Here is a 20,255-nt window from a genome sequence, read left to right on the forward strand (position 1 = left end):
CAAAGGGTGAGCGTATGACTATCGACCTTGTGATCACACTGTTTGTTATCGGTTTCGCGGGATCATTTATCTCTGGTCTCGTCGGAATCGGGGGCTCCATCATCAAGTATCCGATGCTTCTGTACATTCCGCCCGCCCTTGGATTCGTTGCTTACACAGCTCACGAAGTATCCGGAATAAGTGCAGTCCAAGTATTTTTTGCCACCCTAGCTGCTGTTTGGACTCTGCGCAAAGATAAGCTTATTCATTACCAGCTCGTTGCGTATATGGGAAGTGCCATTATTGTTGGGAGCTTGCTTGGAGGGTATGGAGGAAAATTTCTTTCGGCAGATGCTATCAATATCGTTTACGCCATCTTGGCCACCATTGCTGTAATCTTGATGTTTCTGCCAAAAAAGCGGATGGACGGACGTGAACAGACCGAGGTTATCTTTCATAAACCAACAGCCGTATTATCCGCTTTGATTGTCGGAGGCGCCTCCGGAATTGTCGGGGCAGCTGGCGCTTTTATTTTGGTTCCCATCATGTTGACCATCCTCAAGATTCCGACAAGAGTTACGATTGCTTCATCTCTTGCCATCACTTTTCTTTCTTCCATCGGTTCGACGATAGGGAAATGGATGGCGGGGGACATATTGCTGTGGCCATCCGTGATCATGGTAATCGCCAGCATCCTGGCAGCGCCACTCGGTACGAAGGTCAGCAAACGTTTGGGCACCCGGATTCTCCAGACCATTCTTGCCTTGTTGATCCTAGCTACCACAATTAAGATTTGGGCTGACATCCTTATATCCACACGTGTGTGAAGATTTACTTTTTCCATAAATTATAAAGAAAAATCAATTGTCATTGAACAGCATTGACATATCCGAGTAAAATGATAAGATAAAAAAGAATTTTACGATGAAATTAAATTTCATAGAACATTCTTATCGAGAGTGGTGGAGGGGCTGGCCCGATGAAACCCGGCAACCTTGGTCTTATTGACCTTACGGTGCTAATTCCTGCGGAGTTATTCTGCGAGATGAGAAGGTGGGAACCGTGCAATCGCCCCTCTTCTTTTCGGAGAGGGGTTTTCTATATTTACAATCCTTAGTATTCATATCTTTTTACTGTGTGTTATGTGAAGGAGGAAACAACGTGCTTCATTATGCGGTCAAGCGTGGCCTTCTCATGATCGTTACGCTGTGGATCATTGTCACGGTAACGTTTGTGACCATGCACCTGATTCCGGGTGACCCGTTCGCGTCTGACGCCAAAATGCTTCCAGAAGAAGTGGTAAAGAACATGCGGGCGGAGTACAACCTGGATCAGCCAATCACGGTACAGTACCTGCTCTATCTGAAAGGATTGCTGCAATTTGACTTGGGGCCCTCTATCCAGTCCAAGACGAGGGATGTGAACACGCTGATTGCAGAAGGATTTCCCGCATCGGCTATTCTGGGACTCCAGTCGTTTATTGTCGCGCTAGCAGGTGGAATCACACTGGGAATCGTAGCGGCACTCTATCACAATCGAACGCTGGATTTCTTGTCTATGTTTGCAGCCATCATCGGGATCTCCGTCCCCAGTTTTATTCTGGCGCCACTGTTGATCAAGTACTTGGCGGTCAAATGGGAGCTGTTTCCCGTTGCTGCGTGGGGGAGCTGGGAACACTCGATTCTTCCAACGCTTGCGCTCGCTATCGGTCCGCTCGCCATTATCGCTCGTTTCGTACGAGCCAGCATGCTTGAGGTTTGGCAACAGGAATACATAAGCACAGCGGAGGCGAAAGGGCTTGGCACCTTTTCTATTGTCGTTAGACACGGGATGCGCAATGCCATATTGCCGGTTCTTACCTTTATCGGTCCGCTGTTTGCCAACCTGATGACCGGAACCTTTGTGGTGGAAAAGATTTTTGCCATTCCCGGGCTCGGCAAATACTTCGTGGAAAGTATTTTTAACCGTGATTACCCTGTTATTTTGGGCACCACAGTATTTTACAGCTTTGTCCTCATTTTTACTTTGTACATCATCGACCTGCTGTATCGGGTGATTGACCCGCGCATCAGATTGACGAGTGGAGGGAAGTAGCGTTATGGCCAATCAGGCAACACAACTGGATTCGCTGTTTCGACCAGTAGACCGAATCCGGCTATCTGAGGAAATTCGGGAACGTCCCAGTCTTGGGTATTGGCAGGAGGTATTGCAGCGAGTATTCCGCAACAAGCTGGCAATGCTCGGGTTCTTCCTTCTCTTGGCAGTGGTGACCCTCTCCATCATCGGGCCGATGCTCGTTCCCCACAGCTCGCATGAACAGTCATTGACGAAGGGAAATCTGCCACTGTCGGGCGAGCACTGGTTTGGAACGGATGACTTGGGTCGGGACATGTGGGCACGTACCTGGGTAGGCGGTCAAATCTCTTTATTTATTGGTGTGGCGGCAGCTGCCATCGACCTAGTGATCGGTGTTTGCATCGGCGGGATATCCGGTTACATGGCAGGGAGGAACAAGCTGGGCGACCGTGTGGACAACATCCTGATGCGATTGGCTGAAATTCTGTACAGCATTCCGTATCTCCTGGTGGTAATCCTGCTGATGGTGGTTCTGGAGCCTGGACTCGCAACGATCATTATTGCCCTTTCACTAACCGGCTGGGTCGGCATGGCCCGTCTGGTCAGAGGACAGATCATGCAGATCAAGCGTCAGGAGTTTGTGCTGGCTGCAGAAAAGCTGGGTACCTCTCATGCCAAAATCATCATGAAACATCTGTTGCCGAATACGATCGGCGTCATCATCGTGAACTTGACCTTTACGATACCACATGCGATTTTCGCCGAATCGTTTCTCAGCTTTCTTGGGCTGGGAGTGCAGGCACCAACCGCCAGCTGGGGAACCATGGCCAACGACGCGCTGGCAGTTATGCTGAGCGGACAGTGGTGGCGGCTGTTTTTTCCGGGATTCATGATTTCCCTTACCATGTTCGCTTGCAACGCGCTCGGGGACGGTTTGCAGGACGCACTGGACCCGCGGATCAGGAAATGAGGAGGAGTACATCGTGAAGCCATTGTTGGAAGTAGATCAGTTGCGCGTCTCCTTTCGCACGTACGGTGGAGAGGTGCAGGCGGTAAGAGGGGTTTCCTTTTCTGTGAAGGAGGGGGAGACGTTGGCAATTGTCGGAGAAAGCGGCTGCGGAAAAAGTGTGACCGCCCGGGCATTGATGGGAATGATTCCTCCGCGATCCGGTCATGTAAAAGACGGCAGCATTCGGTTTCGCGGGCGTGAACTGACTGGGCTGACGAAGCTGGAATGGCAGCAGGTTCGCGGGTCGCAGATCGGTATGATCTTCCAGGACCCGATGACCTCGCTGAATCCAACAATGAAAATCGGCCAGCAGATTGCGGAAGGCCTGATCAAACATCGAAAGCAGACGAAGACAGAAGCAAAGGAAGAGACGCTGAAACTGCTTGTAAGGGTAGGCATTCCGGAGGCGGCGAGGCGATTTGAGCAGTATCCTCACGAGCTAAGCGGAGGCATGCGGCAGCGTGTCGGAATCGCCATGGCGCTGGCCTGCCAACCGCAGTTAGTTATCGCCGACGAACCGACGACTGCGCTCGACGTGACCATTCAGGCACAGATCCTTCGTCTGATGAAAGAGTTGCAGGAACAATTGAACACGTCGATCATTTTGATCACCCATGATCTGGGTGTCGTCGCAGAGGTGGCCGACCATGTAGCGGTCATGTACGCAGGCGTAGTGGTGGAAAGCGGCCCGGTGGGAGAGATCTTTGACAACCCACGCCATCCCTACACACAAGGGCTGTTGCAGTCTGTGCCACGTCTCGATGCAGGTAAAAAAGAGCGGCTGATCCCCATCGAAGGGACACCACCGGATCTGTTTCGTCCGCCTGTCGGTTGCCCGTTCGCTGCCCGTTGCCGATTTGCCATGGAAATTTGCCTGGAGCATATGCCACAAGCGAATTCGTTTTTCAATCAGCATGAGGCAAGCTGCTGGCTGAACGACCCGCGTGCCATGAGAACAGAAGCGTGGATGATGGCAGGGAGGGAGACACATGATTGACAACATTGTAGGGGTGGAGAATCTCGCTAAATCGTTTGAGATTGGCGGGGGACAACAGGTAAGAGCTGTTGATCGAGTCTCTTTTGAAATCAGACGAGGGGAGACGCTTGGAATCGTTGGGGAAAGCGGATGCGGCAAGTCTACGCTGGGCAGGACTATCGTGGGCCTGTACCCAGCTAGTGCGGGGCGCATCCTGTTTCAAGGCAAAGACATCGCCAGGATGGATAGACGTGAGCGACGGGAAGCAAACCGCCACATGCAGCTGATCTTCCAAGATCCGCAAGCCTCACTCAATCCGCGTTTACGAGTGGGCGACATTATCGCAGAGGGAATCGACTCCTATGGATTGGCAAAAGGAAAAGAGCGAGAAGAACGCGTCTATCGGCTGCTGGAGCTAGTAGGATTACACCCAAGCCACGCAAAACGCTTTCCGCATGAATTCAGCGGCGGACAGCGGCAGCGAATCGGCATCGCCCGCGCACTTGCGGTGGAGCCAAGTTTTATCGTGGCAGATGAGCCCATTTCTGCACTGGATGTGTCCATCCAAGCGCAAATCGTCAATCTTTTGGCCGATCTTCAGGCAGAGCGGTCTATCACCTATCTGTTTATCGCCCATGACCTGTCGATGGTGAAGCACATCAGCGACCGGATCGGCGTGATGTACTTGGGACAGATGATGGAGCTTGCACCGAGCGAGCAGTTGTTTGCCACACCGCTACATCCGTACACGCAGGCCTTGATCTCGGCTATGCCGGTTTCCCATCCAGCCCAGCGCGAAGAGCGGGAGCAGATCGTACTGACGGGAGAACCGCCCAGCCCCATTCATCCGCCAAGTGGTTGCCCGTTTCGCACCAGATGTCCGGTTGCACAAGGTGTTTGTGCCGAAACAGCGCCGGTCTGGAAGGAGGTGAGGCACGGACACTGGATCGCTTGCCATCTTGTACAGTAGATAGAGGAGAACAAGGAGGAAATCATAATGAAAAAGGGATTACTCGCTATTGCCGCATTGCTGGTGCTCGCTGTGCCTGCGCTTTCTGCGTGTGGCAGCAATAAACAGGCTGCGTCTTCCGAACAACAGACGGGAGCAGCCGTCAAACAAGTCATTACCACTAACCTGCGGGGCGAACCGTACACATTAGACCCGGCATTCGCTTCCGATACCACTTCGTACTGGGTGATAGACCATCTGTATGAAGGATTGTACCGTTACAGCGAAAATGGAGACATCAGCGAAGGCGCAGCAGAAAAGGTGGACGTCTCCCCGGACGGAAAAACCTACACATTTACCCTGCGCCCCGAAATGAAATGGTCGAACGGCGATCCGTTAACGGCACATGACTACGAATACTCCTGGAAGCGCGTGCTGAATCCACAGACCGCCGCCTATGAACCATCCGCACTCTACTACATACAAGGCGCGGAGGCATACAACACGGGCAAAGGCAGCGTGGATGACGTTCAGATCAAGGCAAAGGATGACCGAACACTCATCGTCGGACTGAAAGACCCGATCACCTATTTCCCGAAAATCATGATGAGTCGCGCCTATCTGCCGGTGAACAAGAAAGTCGTGGATCCAGACAAAAACTGGGCGGTCGAAGCGAAAGGCATCGTGACCAATGGCCCATACACCGTAGAGAGCTGGGACCACAACAGTCAGCTGACAATCGCCAAAAGCCAGAGCTATTGGGAGAAAGAAAAGGTAACGATGGACACCGTCCACTTCAAGATGGTAAACGAAGCAACCACCTACTACCAGATGTTCAAAACAGGAGCGCTCGATCTGATTGACTCCCTGCCGATCGACGTGATTGAGCAGGAAAAAGAAAAAGAAGAGTACAAATCATTCCCGGACTACAGCATTTATACGTACACGTTTAACGTAGAGGAAAAGCCGTTTACTAATGCGAAAATTCGTCAGGCCTTTTCCTACGCGATCGACCGTGATATTCTGACGAAAAACGTGACCAAGGGAGGCCAGCTCCCGGCGTACGGTTATACGCCATTCGGGGTGAAAACTCCTTCGGGTAAGGACTTCCGAGAAGAAGTGGCCCCTTACTATCAGTTTGATCCAGCCAAGGCGAAGCAACTTCTAGCTGAAGGCTTGAAGGAAGAAGGCTGGACAGAGCTTCCTCCAATTACATTGAAATACAGCACCGCGGAAAACCACAAGAAGATCGCCGAAGCGCTGCAAGAAATGTTCAAACAAAACATGGGCGTCCAAGTGAAGCTGGAAAATCAGGAGTGGAAGACGTACATCGATACGTTCAAGCAGAAAAACTTCCAGATGGCCCGCATGGGTTGGGGCGGCGATTACCTAGATCCGCTCGCGATGCTGGAGCTGTACACAGGGAAAAGCTCCCGCAACTTCACCAACTGGGCGAATCCAAAGTTTGACGAGCTGATCGAAAAAGCGAAGGTCGAACAAAACGAGGAAGTACGCATGAAGCTTTTGCACGACGCTGAAACCATTTTGATGCAGGACATGCCCGTCATCCCGGTTTATTTCAATAACGAAAACTACCTCAACAGCAAAAAGATCGAAGGCATCCGCTTTAGTGTAACCGGGACACCGGACCTGCGCTGGGCGAAAAGAGTCGCGGAGTAACGTAATCTATTAAAACAAGGAGCAGCTTGCTTAATGCAACTGCTCCTTGTTTTATGGACTCAACAATAGCTTTATTACGAAAGTCGTTTCCCAAATGATGAAAGTATCCTAAAATATAGAAGAACGGAGGAGATATGACGACCTATCAAAAGTGAAATCGGCAGATAATTATCAGACTATACTGAACTCTAAGGCGAAGGGGTATAAAACAAATGACAATAACCATGGATTCAAAAGAGTTCATCAATCGCCGTCAAAGACTCGCAGAAAAAATGCCTGATCACAGCGCGGTTGTACTATTTTCAGGGGTTGTCAAGACACGCAGCCATGACGATAAATATCCGTTTACCCCAAACCGCAACTTCTATTATCTAACCGGCATTGCGCGAAGCAACCTCATTCTCATGATCACAAAACGCGCTGGCATCGTGACCGAAACGTTATTTCTTCAGCGCCCAAATGAACTGGAAGCGAAATGGACAGGGGCCGTCTTATCGGATCAAGAGGCGAAGGAGCAGTCTGGTATCGAACACTTCGACTATCTCGATGAGTGGCTAGAGTCATTTGGAACCTTTATGAGGCGCTGCGAAGGCAAGTACTCCCTCTATCTTGACTTGTATCGCTATCTGTGGAGCGATGAGGTGACCCCCGCAGAGACTTTTGCCGAAGACGCGCAGAAGAAATACCGGAACCTGCAGATTCACGATGCGGGACTATGGCTGAAAGAACTGCGCAAGGTGAAGAGTCCGGCTGAGATCGAAGAAATTAGACGGGCGATTGCGATCACAGATGAAGCAATCCGACGCATGTGGTTGCATGCACGTCCTGGAATCATGGAATATGAGCTAGAGGCGCACTATGATTTCGCGTTGAAATCGCATGGTGTTCGCGAGCTACCTTATTTACCCATTATTGCTAGTGGGATCAATGCTACTATCTTGCACTATGAAGCGAATAATCAGCGTTCGGAAGATGGTGACTTGGTTCTCCTCGACCTCGGTGCAACATCGAACTACTATGCGGCTGATATTTCGCGAACGTTTCCCGTGAATGGTCGCTTTACAGAGCGTCAGAAAGCGATCTATCAACTCGTGCTCGAAGCAGAAATCAAGACCATCGAAGCGGTGAAGCCTGGTGTCACACTTCCACAACTAAATGATGTCACGAAACATGTCTTGACAGATGGCCTGCTACGTCTCGGTCTCATCCAAGAGAGCAGTGAGCTGTCCAAATACTATTATCATCCCGTGTCTCATCACCTTGGCCTGGATACGCACGATATCCCGGATTACAATGTTGCTTTGCAACCTGGTATGGTAATCACGATTGAACCAGGTCTGTACATAGAGGAAGAAGCGATTGGCATTCGGATTGAAGATAATGTGTTAGTAACAGAAGACGGCTGCGAGGTGCTCTCATCGCAGATCCCGAAGGAAATCGAAGAAGTGGAATTGTTGATCGGGAAAAAGGAATAGGGAACGCTTGCGAGCAAATGAGTTCATCCATTACGGTCACTAGCTTCAATTCCGAACTCTCGTAGTTTCCAATTTAAGGTACTTCCCACAATCCCAAGAATCTGTGCAGCCGCACACGCTCACATGCAAATAACCATAGCAATCTCTGTTATGGTTATTTGCATGTGAACATCCTCTTACAAAAACGATTAAAATGATAAAGAAATGTTTCGTGCACCTTCCATAATAAATCATTTGATTGTAAAATAAAGGAAAAATAAGAGGGTGATCCATTATGGGGGGACTGCTAGGGACAATGCACCAGTCGCTGCGGTCAGAAATCGAACAACATCGGCGAGCGCGCGCTTATACTTTGAGCAAACTAGGGGATCTAACTGGAATTAATCCGGGAACATTGAGCGAGATTCTAAATGGAAACCCGCCTCGGGCTATCACCATTGGTCAATTAGACGCACTCGCTGCCGTGTTTGACTACGAGCCTGGCTGGTTGTATGAATTATACCCCGATGAATGTCTATATGAAGGGAAAATCTCGCGCCCCCGATTGATACCTTACTTAATTCGAAGCGCCGAGAATGGACGAAAGGATTGCATTGAAGCAGTTGCCTCCCAATTGCTGGAGAATCCCAAAAATATCTCCATCCTTTTTACCGTGGCAGAGCAATTATACGAGGATGGGAAACTGGGAAAGGCGGTGCCATTCTATGAGTACGTAATTGAGAACGAGAAAGATAGCTACTCTACCCAGTTTGTGATAAGTCACTACCGGTTATTTCAGGCAATACTCGGGACAAATGCTGATGAAAATGAGAAGGCTGTTATTCGCTTTTCCCCATATCGAAAGCGATTACCAGAAACGGATCAATTAGACGCTTTACTTAATTTGGCTAAGGTTTGTTTCACTTTGCAAAAATGGAGTGAAGCGGAAACTTACGCAGATGAGCTAAGAGTGCTTTCCAAAATTATCTATCAAGATGAGCTGCAAAAACGCAGAAAAAATCGAGAGGCAGAGTTGATAAAAACAGAACGTCCGCTCGTCTACTACTATGGAATGGGTTATTTATATAAAGGCTTGGTCCTACAGATGCAAGGCGGTTATTCCCAATCCAAAGAATATGTACAAACATACGCCGATTTACATTGGTTTGAACTTCTTGACGATGAAGGGAGAAGAATCGTTGAGCGGTTTGCAGTCTTTGCGAAGGCGAATTGTTACACACTGGAAGTATTAATGGGGAATGAAGAAATCATTAAGGAATATACCGACTATCTAGCGGAACAGCCTGCTGAAATACTTCCGGGCCTCGTTACGATTATGGAAGCTGCTAATAAATATCATTTTTGCGTGGATGAAGTTTTATTACGTCTCTCTAAAGATATTGCTAGATTTCATGAACGAACATTGTTGGTTAATATGGTTCAGCACCTCCAATATCGATATCAAAAAGCAAAATATGATTTTACAAAGGGACGCATTGAAAGTGGACTCAATGAAACCCTACACTGTTTAGTTCAATCGGATTTGATGAATCGCCATTATGATGCTCTGCAATGTGTGCAGTTATTTGAAAAATATCGCCATCTTGCCTCGCCATCACAAATTCTCCAATATCAAGCTATTGTAATTGGAGAGAAGAAGGCCGAAGCTACATTTATAAACTAGTTGTAGGATGATGTATCAACAATAACGAAAAAGATGATAAGTAGAGAGGATGAAAAAGAATGAAATATGTATTCCTAGCAGTTCTTCTAACGTTTGGGTTGAGCAGTGGCATCGTTTACGAACCCCAAAAGTCTGGCACACCACACGTTATTAATTATCAGCATGGTGCAGATTTTTAGAAAGAGTTGATAAGACAAACAAAAAACATCCTTTCGATAGGATGTTTTTTTCTATTCAATTTTTTCTTAGTCGGTGAATTCTTGCATATTCATTTATAGTTATTATTGTCATATTTTGTAAATCATAGGAGGTGCTTAACATAAAGGCTACCGCAAGTTCATTAGAAAGGGACGTTCTTGTGCACCCAGGAACATCCCCGAAAAGCAAGAGTAAGATCTGGGGCGCGGGAATAGAAGCAAGTCGCCACCACTTAGATCTAGAAACAAGCATCGAACAACTACGACAGCAAATGATTGAATTGGCAGGAAAACATGGACTTTCAAGTGACGTAGTTTTGGGTGTAAGCCAGCAATTGGACAAATATATTGTAATGGCGCAAAACAACCATAAAGCGGATAGCATCTGGTGAAGGATTCACTATCGGCCTACTAAAAATGACTACAAAAGAGGAACCCTTAAGATAAATGGGTTCTTTTTTACTTTCATTTTTACCGCTGGGTGGATGCTGATTGCTACCGAGGAACCACCGAAGGATGAAAAATCCAGTGCGGTGGTTCTTTTTTTCTCGCGTCTCCCATGCCATCATTATAAATGGGGGCGATGAAGGATGTTCCAGGATTTCAAGCTTGTTGGTGACCGTCCAGTTGCGATACAAGTGAAAGAATACGTCAAACGTTTAATAATCAAAGGCGCGCTCCAGGCGGATCAGAGGCTGCCCTCCACACGAGAAATGAGCAGTTTGCTTAAGGTGAGCCGGAATACAGTCATCGCAGCTTACGAAGGCCTAGAGGACGACGGCTTTACGTATGCGATTCCCGGCCAAGGCAGCTATGTTACCGCTATGGTGGGCCATTTGGCTGCGGATAACGGAGGCGCTGACAGTTCCGCCTCTTGGCAGATCGACTGGAAGGCACGAATGAACGAATATGCTGTATCCGCTGCAGAGCTGGACATGATGAAGCAGGGCATTCGCGCCAAAAAAGGAATCATTTCTTTTACAAGCATCGCGCCGGATGAGCAGTTGTTTGATCTGGGGGATGTAAAGAGAGCCTTTATGGATCGAATGGCAATCGAAGGACAGGTGCTGCTCAACTACGGCTATGCCAAGGGTTACAAGCCATTAATTGATTACTTGATGCGTTATATGGAGAATAAGGGCGTCGATGTAAGCGGCAAGGATATGCTGATTACAAGCGGGTTTACAGAAGGTTTTGACATAGTGTTGTCGGCACTGCGCCCTTCTGTTCGCCGTGGGGCAGCCATTTGTGAAAATCCGACCCATCATACTGCGATCAAGAATTTGAAGCTGCAAGGATTTGAGATTACCGGCATTCCGATGGAGAGTGATGGTATAGATGTGGAGCAGCTCGAGGCAGTTTTGCACAAGCAGACAAACAGCTTCGATCTGGCCTATTTGACTCCTTCCTATCACAATCCGACAGGCATAGTCATGTCGCCAGCGAAGCGCAGTGCCGTTATGAAATTACTGATGCGCTATCAGATTCCGGTGATCGAGGATGGATTCAATGAAGAGCTGCGCTACTCGGGAGCGCATGTTGCGCCATTAATCGCCACAGCAGGAAAAGGGAACGGAGTCATCTATATTGGTAGCTTCTCCAAGGTACTGTTCCCTGGATTACGAGTGGGCTGGGTGCTTGGAGACAGCGCACTGATCGACAACCTCGAAAGCATTAAGCGTGCACGCACCATTCATACATCTACCATCGATCAATCGATCTTATATCAATATTTGCTGAACGGAAACTTTGATAAATATGTAAAAAAAGCCCGCATGGAATATAAGCGCAAATATGAGCTGACGAAGGCATGCTGTGAAGCACATCTCCCTCTGGCGCAGCTGTCTGGCGATGGGGGCTTGCATTTGTTTCTTACCTTTCCGTCAGGCGTAAATACACGCGAGCTGCTAGAAGCTTGCACAGAACATGGTGTCATTTTTACACCGGGCGACAAATTTTTTATTCAAGAAGGAACAGGGACGAATACGTTGCGGCTTGGTTTTTCACGAGTAACGGAAGAAAATATCGAGCGAGGTATTCAGATAATCGGCAAACAGGCGCGTCGCTTTCATAAGGCATAACGAATACAAACCGCACAACCATTTTGAAGAAAAATGAGGTGTCATCATGAAGATAGGCGTTATTATGGGTGGTATTTCTTCTGAGCGTGAGGTTTCTCTGAAGACTGGCCAAGAGATGATCAATCATTTGGATCGCAGTCGCTATGAGGCAGTTCCCATTGTCGTTACGCAGAGAGCGGATTTAATCACACAGGTCCAGCAGGCAGGCATCGATTTTGCGCTATTGGCGCTGCATGGGCAATATGGCGAGGATGGCACGGTACAGGGCGCGCTGGAGACACTGGGTATTCCATATACAGGAAGCGGTGTCCTGGCAAGCAGCCTATGTATGAATAAGCAACTGTCCAAAATGCTGCTGAAGGAGGCAGGCATTCAAACGCCTGCAGGGCTTTACTGGAAGGACGTTTATGATCTTCAGGCGGTAGAGCAATTGGGTTACCCGGTGATTGTGAAGCCGAATACGGGAGGATCCAGCATCGGTGTCCAGCTCGTGCATAATGAGAAGGAGCTGCTGTCGGCTGTTCAGGAAGCCAGCCATTTGGATCAGGGGATCTTGATTGAGCCCTATTTGAAAGGGACGGAGATTACCTGCGCGATTCTGGATGGCGAGGTACTACCGATTATCGGCATTCGCTCCGCGCATTCAGAGTGGTTCGACTACCGAGCGAAATATGAGGACGGCGGTGCGGAGGAGAAGGTGATTGAGCTTCCTCCCGTTACCCAGCAGCGTGTGCGCGAGGCGGCGCTTGCTAGCTACCGACTGCTACAGTGTAAGGTCTATGCAAGGGTCGATATGATTTTGTGTCAGGATATGCCTTACGTGCTAGAAGTGAACACCTTACCGGGGATGACCGCCAACAGCCTGTTTCCAAAGAGTGCAGCTGCAGCAGGTATGACCTTTTCGCAGCTGCTGGACCGTATTATTGCGAGCTCGCTCCATGAACGGAAACAGGAATGGGGAGAACAATGCTAGCGGATAGCATCTATACAAGTGTCTAACGGAAGAGAAACCCTACATGTAGTGGGGTTTCTCTTTGTTTTCATTGACTTGAGTAGTGAATGACTACGGAACACTTTACGATACGATCTCCAGTGTTGCGATAAAGGTGTGGCCTGTCTGCTTTAAAAATCAAAGTATCCTCAGGTTCAACGATATAAACTTGTTCATTGACAACAACCTCTAACGTGCCTTCATTTACGAGAATGAATTCCTCAACCCCAGTTGTATGCGGTTCTGCTATATGCTCGCATCCTGGTTCAAGGGTTACTGAAAAGATCTCAAACTGTTGTTCAGGATTATAGGGGACAAGTGGATACACACGATATTGTCCGTTATTTTCAATAATGGGATTTACTTCTTTCTTTTTTACGATCGTAACATTCGGCTTGTATTGACTAACGAGTGAAGAAAAGGATAAGCGCAACCCACTAGCTATTTTCCAAAGGGTTGTGATTGTTGGAGCAGACTTGCCTCTTTCAATTTGTCCTAACATCGTTTTACTAACTCCTGTTAATTCAGAAGTTTTATCCAAGCTCAAGTTTCTTTCTTTCCGAATACGCTTTATGTTCTCTCCGATATTTGTGTGAAACTCTTCCATCAAAATGCCCTCCATAGAGTTTGGACGTTATATTGCACGTGTGTACGTTATACTTTACAATCGAGCTATATATAGTTTGAAGCAGACACTATATAGTCCAAAATATACGAAAAGAGGCGCTATGTCTATGGAGAACACGATTTTATCAGGCGTTCATCAAGCGATTGGTAACACTCCCATGGTCCATCTTTCTAGGCTAACAGAAAATCTCGCTGGAAATATTTTCGCCAAATTGGAATATGTAAATCCAGGCTTTAGCAAAAAGGATAGAATCGCTTTGCAGATTATTGAAGAGGCTGAGGAGGCTGGAATACTAGAACCGAATGACACCGTTGTGGAATTAACGAGTGGCAATACAGGGACTGGGCTTGCGATTGTTTGTGGAGTCAAAGGGTATAAATTCGTTGCTGTTATGTCAAAAGGAAATTCAATGGAAAGAGCGAGAATGATGCAAGCGCTCGGAGCAGAAGTTGTTTTAGTAGACCAAGCGCCTGGTTCCCCTGTAGGGCAAGTTTCTGGTGAAGACCTTGCTAAAGTGGAAGAAGTAGCACAGCAAATCACAAAAGAAAGGAATGCGTTTCGTGCTGACCAATTTCATCACATTGGCAATCTCCATGCTCATGAATTTCACACGGGTGAAGAAATTTGGAAACAAACAAATGGAAAAGTAGACGTTTTCCTTGATTTTGCTGGTTCTGGTGGCACTTTTACAGGTTGTGCAAAAACGTTAAAAAAGTATAATCCCAACATTCGTTGTTATTTAGTTGAACCTTACACCGCACCGTTCTACTCTGGTAAAGCTGCTACTAACCTCAATCACAAGATCCAAGGTGGGGGATATTCCATGGATTTACCTCTTCTGGATAAGAACTTCGTTACAGACTACATCCATGTTACAGATGAAGAAGCGACACAAGTTGCTAGAGAACTGGCAAGAAAAGAAGGAATATTCGCAGGATTTTCTTCGGGAGCAAATGTTGCGGCTGCCTTACAGCTTTTGAAAGGGAAAGAAAAAGGGGCCAATATTGTGCTAACGATTAATGATTCAGGTCTCAAATATTTAAGCACAGATCTCTATGAATAACTTCAACCGTCCAATCATGCGAGTTTATGAAGCCAAGTGTCACAACCACCTGGCTTTTTCCTATTCAAATTACACGACGGTGAACGCATGATCATCAGTTGGCATATTGCCTCTTGAATCTCAAGTTACTAGAGGTTTTATAATTGGCTAGGGGGTGTTGTCACGTGCACGGAAAGGCGAGGAACAGATTAGACACCACACAAAATCAACAAACTGATCGAACAATGAAGGACGTGAAGTTCTTCATCGGACAAGTGGCGAAAATGACAGGTTCTTCTGTACCCACTGTTCGTTATTATGACGAGATCGGCCTGCTTTCACCTTCTGAGATAACTTCTGGAGGTCATCGCATGTATACGGCAGAGGAAATCTGGCGGTTAAAACTGATCCTAACCCTTCGCTATTTAAACTTTGGTATTGATGAGATTAAGAGAATGTTAGCTGGGGATATACCTGTTGATATGGCGATAGAATGGCAAATCGAAGCTTTGGACATCCAAATGCGTACGCTTGCCAGCATGAAATCCATTTTGGAACAAACAAAGCAGAGTAAGGGTAACAGTGATTCTTTGAGCTATATGCACGATTTAATTGAATCAATTTCTACAGATGCATTGGAACGAGAAAAGTTTATTTTGGAAAAAATGATTTCGTCCGTTTTTCCTGAACAATTCCCGGTGGAATGGCGAGAGATATTTTTATTAGGGGTTAACGTCTCCTCGTTGCTGGAAGGCAAGCTTTCGGCAGCACAAACGGCTGCATTAGATGAGTTGGAGGAAATGTTTAATAATCCAGAGATTGTCCGGGAGATGAAGCAAGATGTCATGTCCTTCCTAGAAATAGTTCACCTGCCTAAGATCAGTGTGGAGATGTGGAGCGCCAGAATGCTTAAAAACCTTAAACAGTTGTTAAAAGCAGCTGAGCAACATGCAACTCCAGACAGTCCTGTCGTACAGGCGAATGTTCAAGAGTATGTCTTGATGTTTGCCGATGTTGACGAACTCCCTGTGTCGCAGTCATTTTTCCGTCGGTTTGCTGAAAAGATGCTTTCAAGCCAATCAGAAAATCTCGAACGTTTCAGAAGAATTTGCTCAATCCTGTATCCTAGTCTGCAATCCTATATGAAAACAAATGAATTATTCTACCAAGCATTACAGTGGAAACTTCAACAAATGGATAAAGAGTAAAGGTACTCTTTGTTACAGTTGCGAAGGAGGTGAAATCATCTGTCATCATCGGAAGCTCTTTCAAAAAGAAAAGGGAAGGAGGTGGCATGCTGACATATGAAGAAAAACAAGCGAAAAACGTACAGTGTCTTTTGGCGGGGATTTGTCATTCTATGTATGATCTTGGTGGTTGGTTGCAGCACGCAAACAACTGTGCCAGCCGCGCAGCAGGAGGGTGCTGAACCCAAAACAGGCGGAACGATTACAGTAGCGTACCCCTTTGAACCGGATACGTTAGATGCTCACATGTCTGTTGCATCTGCTGGGGTCTATACCTGGTTGCTCGGTGGATCACTGCTATATAAGGATCCTGCCACAAACGAATACAAGCCCTCTCTTGCTAGTGACTATAAAATTTCTGAGGATGGCAAAACGTGGACCTTCACGATTCGTTCCGGGATTACCTTTCACGATGGGACACCTCTTACTGCAAAAAGTTTTAAGGAAACCTTCGATCGTGCTCTCAATCCGCAGACAAAAGCAAAAACAGCTGCTGAATTAATGGCTCCAATAAAAAGTGTGAAAGCGCCAGACGATCAGACTCTCGTTTTGGAACTACACGAACCCTATGCTGCCTTTCGCGATGCGCTAGGGAATTATTTAACGCAGCCGTTATCGTTGAAAGCGATTGAAAAGGCTGGAGAGAGCTATGGCCGGAATCCTGTGGGAGTAGGGCCTTGGAAGATTGAGAGCTGGAAAACAGGCGAAGGTGTCACCTATGTTAGAAATGAAGCCTTTCAGTGGGGAGAGCCTTACTATGAAAATCAAGGTCCTCCTAGAGCAGACAAACTTATCATAAAAGCAATTGCTGACAGCCAGCTCAGAATGTCAGCGCTAGAGAGTGGTGCTATCGATGTAGCAACGGAAGTACCTGTGAAAGATGCAAATCGTTATCGGAATAATCCGAAATATCAAGTGATGGAATACTTACGTCCTGGAGTGGGTTTAATGTTGGAAATGAATCTGACAAGACCGGAGTTCCAGGATATTCAGGTACGTAAAGCAATTAATATGCTCGTCAATAAAGAAGCCATTGTCCAAGCTGTTACGCAGGGAGAAGGCGAAGTAGCCCATACGGCGTTATCTCCATCTACGCTAGGGTATGACAAATCCTTAGAGAAGTACGGGTACCAGTATCATGTGAACGAAGCAAAGAAGCTGTTGGACGAGGCTGGTTGGAAAGTAAACGGAAGTGGTGTGAGAGAAAAGGACGGAAAAACATTTAGTCTGAATTTGCTGAGTACCGCAGATCTAGACAAAGAAGCCCAATTGCTTCAAGCCATGCTGGGAGAAGCGGGTATCAACATGAAGATTCAGAATCTAGAAATAGCAGGGTACATGCAGGAAGTCGTCAAAGGAAATTTTGATGTAACGCTGATATCGGGCGTCTATGATGACCCTGATATTTTATACTTTTATTTTCATTCCAGCGGTCCCTACAACTTATCGGGAGTAAAAGATGACAAGCTGGATGCCCTCCTTTTGAAAGGGCGTACTACCATGCAGACTGATGCCAGAAAGCAAGTGTATATGGATGTACAGAAGCATCTGATTGAGCAAGCGTATGTTGTCCCTATCTATTACGATAAGGCCTTTACTGTCATCAATTCTCGAGTAAAAGGAGTCAAGTGGACATCTGTCATGCCAACATATAATGACAGCTGGATCGAGAACTAACTACATGTCAACAAAGGAGAGAAGCGCATGCCAAATAACGGATGGATTGAGTCTTTTGAAAAATATGCTCAAAAATGGATAACAAAAGGTCAGGTTCCTGGTGTTTCTATGGGAATAGCAAAAGATGGTCAAATCTTCTATAGTAACGGATTTGGCTTTCGTGATGTGGAACGGCAGTTAGGAGTTACAGTCGATACGGTATTTGGAATTGGATCCATCACAAAATCCTTTACTTGTGTGGCGGTCATGCAATTACAAGAAGCTGGTAAGTTATCCGTACATGACCCTGTTGTCAAATACTTGCCGGAGTTTCGACTGAAAAATAATGATGTAGGACAAATCACGATTCATCATTTTATGACGAATACGAGTGGGATTCCTCCCTTGCCAACGTTTTTTGCAAGTGTGATGCGAAGTTTGGAAGAGAATGAGGCAGAAGACTATCCATTTCTGCAAAACGAGACAGATGTTACGGTACCAATCGATACGTACGAAGACCTGATGAGTGTTATCGCTACATTAGATTTAGAGCTTTTAGGGCCACCGGGTACAGAGTTCAGTTATTCCAATGATTGTTTCGCCTTGCTGGGAGCGATCATTGAACGCGTCAGCGGGAAGTCGTATGAGACTTATGTCAAGGAGCATATCATAGATCCAATCGGGATGGAGCACACGAGCTTTTTTCTGGAAGAGCTGAATGGCTATGAGAATATTACAAATCTGTATATCATGCGAGACAGAGGCGATCACAAGGAAGTGGTCCCATCTCCGAATTGGTGGGATACTCCCGCTTCTCGGGCGGCAGGATTTATTAAATCAACGGTGCGGGATATGTTGCGATATACGGACATGTTCTGCAAAGGTGGGCTTACAGCAGGAGAAAATCGTATCCTGACACCTGAGAGTGTACAACTCATGATAACCCCTTACTTTCCGACTGACTTGGTACCTGGTCAATTTTACGGGTACGGCTTGCTCATAACTTCTGACTACTACGGGAAAAAGTTAGTTGAACATAGTGGTGGTATTAAAGGGGTTACGGCTCAAATGTGCTTCTTTCCCGAAACAGGACTGGCCGGAGTGGCACTGTCCAATCTAGAATTGTCGCCGGTTTTGGCGGTAATGGTAGGTGCGCTAAATAGTCTGGAAAACCGCCCTCCTGAAACCTCTCATCTGGTTAGCAAGATTGATTTTTTAACCGAGGAAGCCATGAAACAATTCGTGGGGGATTATCAATCGAGTGAGTTGGGGACATTGCCGATCAGATTAGAAAATGGTCAACTGATGCTCTCCTTTTTGGGAGAAAATTACGTAATGAGACCATTTGCTGAAGATCTCTTTGTAGTACAGGCGTTTGGAACAGATTTCTCGGCACGGTTTATCAGATTGAGAAATCATGAGATTGTTCGAGTGTCTTTTGCTGGAAGACAATTTTATAAAACGAGTGGGGGAAACGAGAAATGACCCAACAAGCCAATGTAAGCGATGCGAGATGCCGCCAGCTTGATGAGCTTTTTTCTACGCTTGCCGAACAAAACAATTGGAGCGGTAACATCTTGATTTTGGAAGAAGGGAAACCTTATTATCAAAATTCCATAGGATTGGCCAATCTAGAAACGGCTGAAAGATTGTCACCAGATTCGGTATTTGAACTCGCATCGGTTTCCAAGGCGTTTACAGCAATGGCAATCATGATCTTGCAAGAGCAAGGGAAGCTCGACTATTCAGATAAAGTTGACGACCTCCTTCCAGATTTTCCTTATGCCAATATGACTGTAGAGAATCTACTGGTGCATACATCCGGTTTGCCTGATTACATGGAGTTGTTTTCTGAATGTTGGGATAAAACGCAAGTGGCTACGAATCAAGACATACTCAAACAGCTAATCAAGCATCGACCCAACGTCTTGTTTCAACCCAATGAAAAGTATGCGTACAGTAATACCGGCTATGCTTTATTAGCATCTATCGTAGAACACGTAGCTGATACACAATTTGCCGATTTCTTGCAGCAACAGATATTTCAACCACTAGGTATGCAGCATACGAAAGTGTACAACCGAAGATATTCGCCTGAGTTGATCCAGCATTACGCGTATGGATACGTGTATTCTGCTCAATCTGAAGCATTTGTGTTACCGGATGATTCCAGTGAGCACGATTTTGTCATTTATCTGGATGGCATTCAGGGAGACGGCGCGGTCAGTTCAACACTGGATGATTTGCGTAAGTGGGACAGAGCTCTTTACACAGAAAAGCTGGTAAAAAAAGAAACGCTAGAGAGAGCGTTTTCCCCCGTTCAGCTTACTGACAACAGCTTATCAAATTATGGTTATGGCTGGCGGCTGCGTGAAAATCAGGTGACAGGAAAAGTTGTGCATCACAGTGGAGGCTGGCCGGGGTATCGAAGCTACTTGATACGATATATTCAAACAGATAAAACGATTATTTATCTCACAAACGTGGATCAGGAACGTGATTTGACAGAAAAGGCTGTAGAGGCAATCGAGAATATTTTATTTGAACGACCGTATGACATTCCATAGCCATATAAAAAGAGGAGCCGCCATCGACGGTTCCTCTTT

Annotated in this window: 17 protein-coding genes and 1 riboswitch; of the genes, 16 read left to right on the forward strand and 1 reads right to left on the reverse strand. The window is 46.7% G+C overall.

Going from position 1 to position 20,255, the window contains the following annotated elements; all coding sequences use genetic code 11:
* Positions 1 to 14: 14 nt before the first annotated feature.
* The 11 genes from HP398_RS03345 to HP398_RS03400 all read left to right on the forward strand — a co-directional run bounded on the left by HP398_RS03345 (position 15) and on the right by HP398_RS03400 (position 13,058).
* Positions 15 to 806 (forward strand): sulfite exporter TauE/SafE family protein, encoded by a 792-nt coding sequence (locus HP398_RS03345; protein ID WP_173621826.1) that lies wholly within the window; start codon positions 15 to 17, stop codon positions 804 to 806.
* A gap of 120 nt (positions 807 to 926) precedes the next feature.
* A riboswitch (SAM riboswitch) is annotated at positions 927 to 1,031 on the forward strand.
* Between the two features lie 109 nt (positions 1,032 to 1,140).
* Complete coding sequence (locus tag HP398_RS03350; RefSeq protein ID WP_017248508.1) at positions 1,141 to 2,073, forward strand: ABC transporter permease; 933 nt, start codon at positions 1,141 to 1,143, stop codon at positions 2,071 to 2,073.
* A gap of 4 nt (positions 2,074 to 2,077) precedes the next feature.
* Positions 2,078 to 3,025, forward strand: coding sequence for an ABC transporter permease (locus HP398_RS03355; protein WP_173621827.1), 948 nt, complete (start codon positions 2,078 to 2,080; stop codon positions 3,023 to 3,025).
* A gap of 13 nt (positions 3,026 to 3,038) precedes the next feature.
* Positions 3,039 to 4,061, forward strand: coding sequence for an ABC transporter ATP-binding protein (locus HP398_RS03360; RefSeq protein WP_173621828.1), 1,023 nt, complete (start codon positions 3,039 to 3,041; stop codon positions 4,059 to 4,061).
* Positions 4,054 to 5,010, forward strand: coding sequence for an ABC transporter ATP-binding protein (locus HP398_RS03365; protein WP_173621829.1), 957 nt, complete (start codon positions 4,054 to 4,056; stop codon positions 5,008 to 5,010). Before HP398_RS03360 ends, HP398_RS03365 begins: the two co-directional genes overlap by 8 nt.
* 27 nt (positions 5,011 to 5,037) lie before the next feature.
* Positions 5,038 to 6,669, forward strand: a complete 1,632-nt coding sequence (locus HP398_RS03370) for a peptide ABC transporter substrate-binding protein (RefSeq protein ID WP_173621830.1) — start codon at positions 5,038 to 5,040, stop codon at positions 6,667 to 6,669.
* Between the two features lie 212 nt (positions 6,670 to 6,881).
* Positions 6,882 to 8,144: an aminopeptidase P family protein gene (locus tag HP398_RS03375; protein WP_173621831.1), complete on the forward strand. Its 1,263-nt coding sequence runs from the start codon at positions 6,882 to 6,884 to the stop codon at positions 8,142 to 8,144.
* A 274-nt stretch (positions 8,145 to 8,418) separates the two neighbouring features.
* Positions 8,419 to 9,807 carry a helix-turn-helix domain-containing protein gene (locus tag HP398_RS03380; protein ID WP_173621832.1) on the forward strand — a complete coding sequence of 463 codons (1,389 nt, stop codon included), beginning with the start codon at positions 8,419 to 8,421 and terminating at the stop codon, positions 9,805 to 9,807.
* Between the two features lie 469 nt (positions 9,808 to 10,276).
* Positions 10,277 to 10,396, forward strand: coding sequence for an aspartyl-phosphate phosphatase Spo0E family protein (locus HP398_RS30790; RefSeq protein WP_238144742.1), 120 nt, complete (start codon positions 10,277 to 10,279; stop codon positions 10,394 to 10,396).
* Between the two features lie 198 nt (positions 10,397 to 10,594).
* Positions 10,595 to 12,085 (forward strand): aminotransferase-like domain-containing protein, encoded by a 1,491-nt coding sequence (locus tag HP398_RS03395; RefSeq protein ID WP_173621833.1) that lies wholly within the window; start codon positions 10,595 to 10,597, stop codon positions 12,083 to 12,085.
* A gap of 46 nt (positions 12,086 to 12,131) precedes the next feature.
* A complete protein-coding gene (locus HP398_RS03400) occupies positions 12,132 to 13,058 on the forward strand; it encodes a D-alanine--D-alanine ligase (RefSeq protein ID WP_173621834.1) in 927 nt (308 codons plus the stop codon).
* 67 nt (positions 13,059 to 13,125) lie between these two features.
* Here the strand turns inward: HP398_RS03400 and HP398_RS03405 are convergent, their stop codons facing one another.
* Entirely contained in the window at positions 13,126 to 13,683 is a 558-nt protein-coding gene (locus HP398_RS03405; protein ID WP_017248517.1) for a helix-turn-helix domain-containing protein, read from the reverse strand.
* A 127-nt stretch (positions 13,684 to 13,810) separates the two neighbouring features.
* Between HP398_RS03405 and HP398_RS03410 the strand changes: the two genes are divergently transcribed.
* The 5 genes from HP398_RS03410 to HP398_RS03430 all read left to right on the forward strand — a co-directional run bounded on the left by HP398_RS03410 (position 13,811) and on the right by HP398_RS03430 (position 20,216).
* Positions 13,811 to 14,767, forward strand: coding sequence for a PLP-dependent cysteine synthase family protein (locus HP398_RS03410; protein WP_173621835.1), 957 nt, complete (start codon positions 13,811 to 13,813; stop codon positions 14,765 to 14,767).
* Positions 14,768 to 14,931: 164 nt separating this feature from the next.
* Positions 14,932 to 15,954, forward strand: a complete 1,023-nt coding sequence (locus HP398_RS03415) for a MerR family transcriptional regulator (protein WP_173621836.1) — start codon at positions 14,932 to 14,934, stop codon at positions 15,952 to 15,954.
* A gap of 96 nt (positions 15,955 to 16,050) precedes the next feature.
* On the forward strand, positions 16,051 to 17,670 hold the full coding sequence (locus HP398_RS03420; RefSeq protein ID WP_017248520.1) for an ABC transporter substrate-binding protein: 1,620 nt from the start codon (positions 16,051 to 16,053) through the stop codon (positions 17,668 to 17,670).
* A gap of 27 nt (positions 17,671 to 17,697) precedes the next feature.
* Entirely contained in the window at positions 17,698 to 19,134 is a 1,437-nt protein-coding gene (locus tag HP398_RS03425; protein WP_173621837.1) for a serine hydrolase domain-containing protein, read from the forward strand.
* Positions 19,131 to 20,216 carry a serine hydrolase domain-containing protein gene (locus tag HP398_RS03430; protein WP_173621838.1) on the forward strand — a complete coding sequence of 362 codons (1,086 nt, stop codon included), beginning with the start codon at positions 19,131 to 19,133 and terminating at the stop codon, positions 20,214 to 20,216. Before HP398_RS03425 ends, HP398_RS03430 begins: the two co-directional genes overlap by 4 nt.
* The last annotated feature ends 39 nt before the right edge of the window (positions 20,217 to 20,255 follow it).

It is taken from the genome of Brevibacillus sp. HB1.4B, from assembly GCF_013284285.1.
Lineage (GTDB): Bacteria > Bacillota > Bacilli > Brevibacillales > Brevibacillaceae > Brevibacillus > Brevibacillus porteri.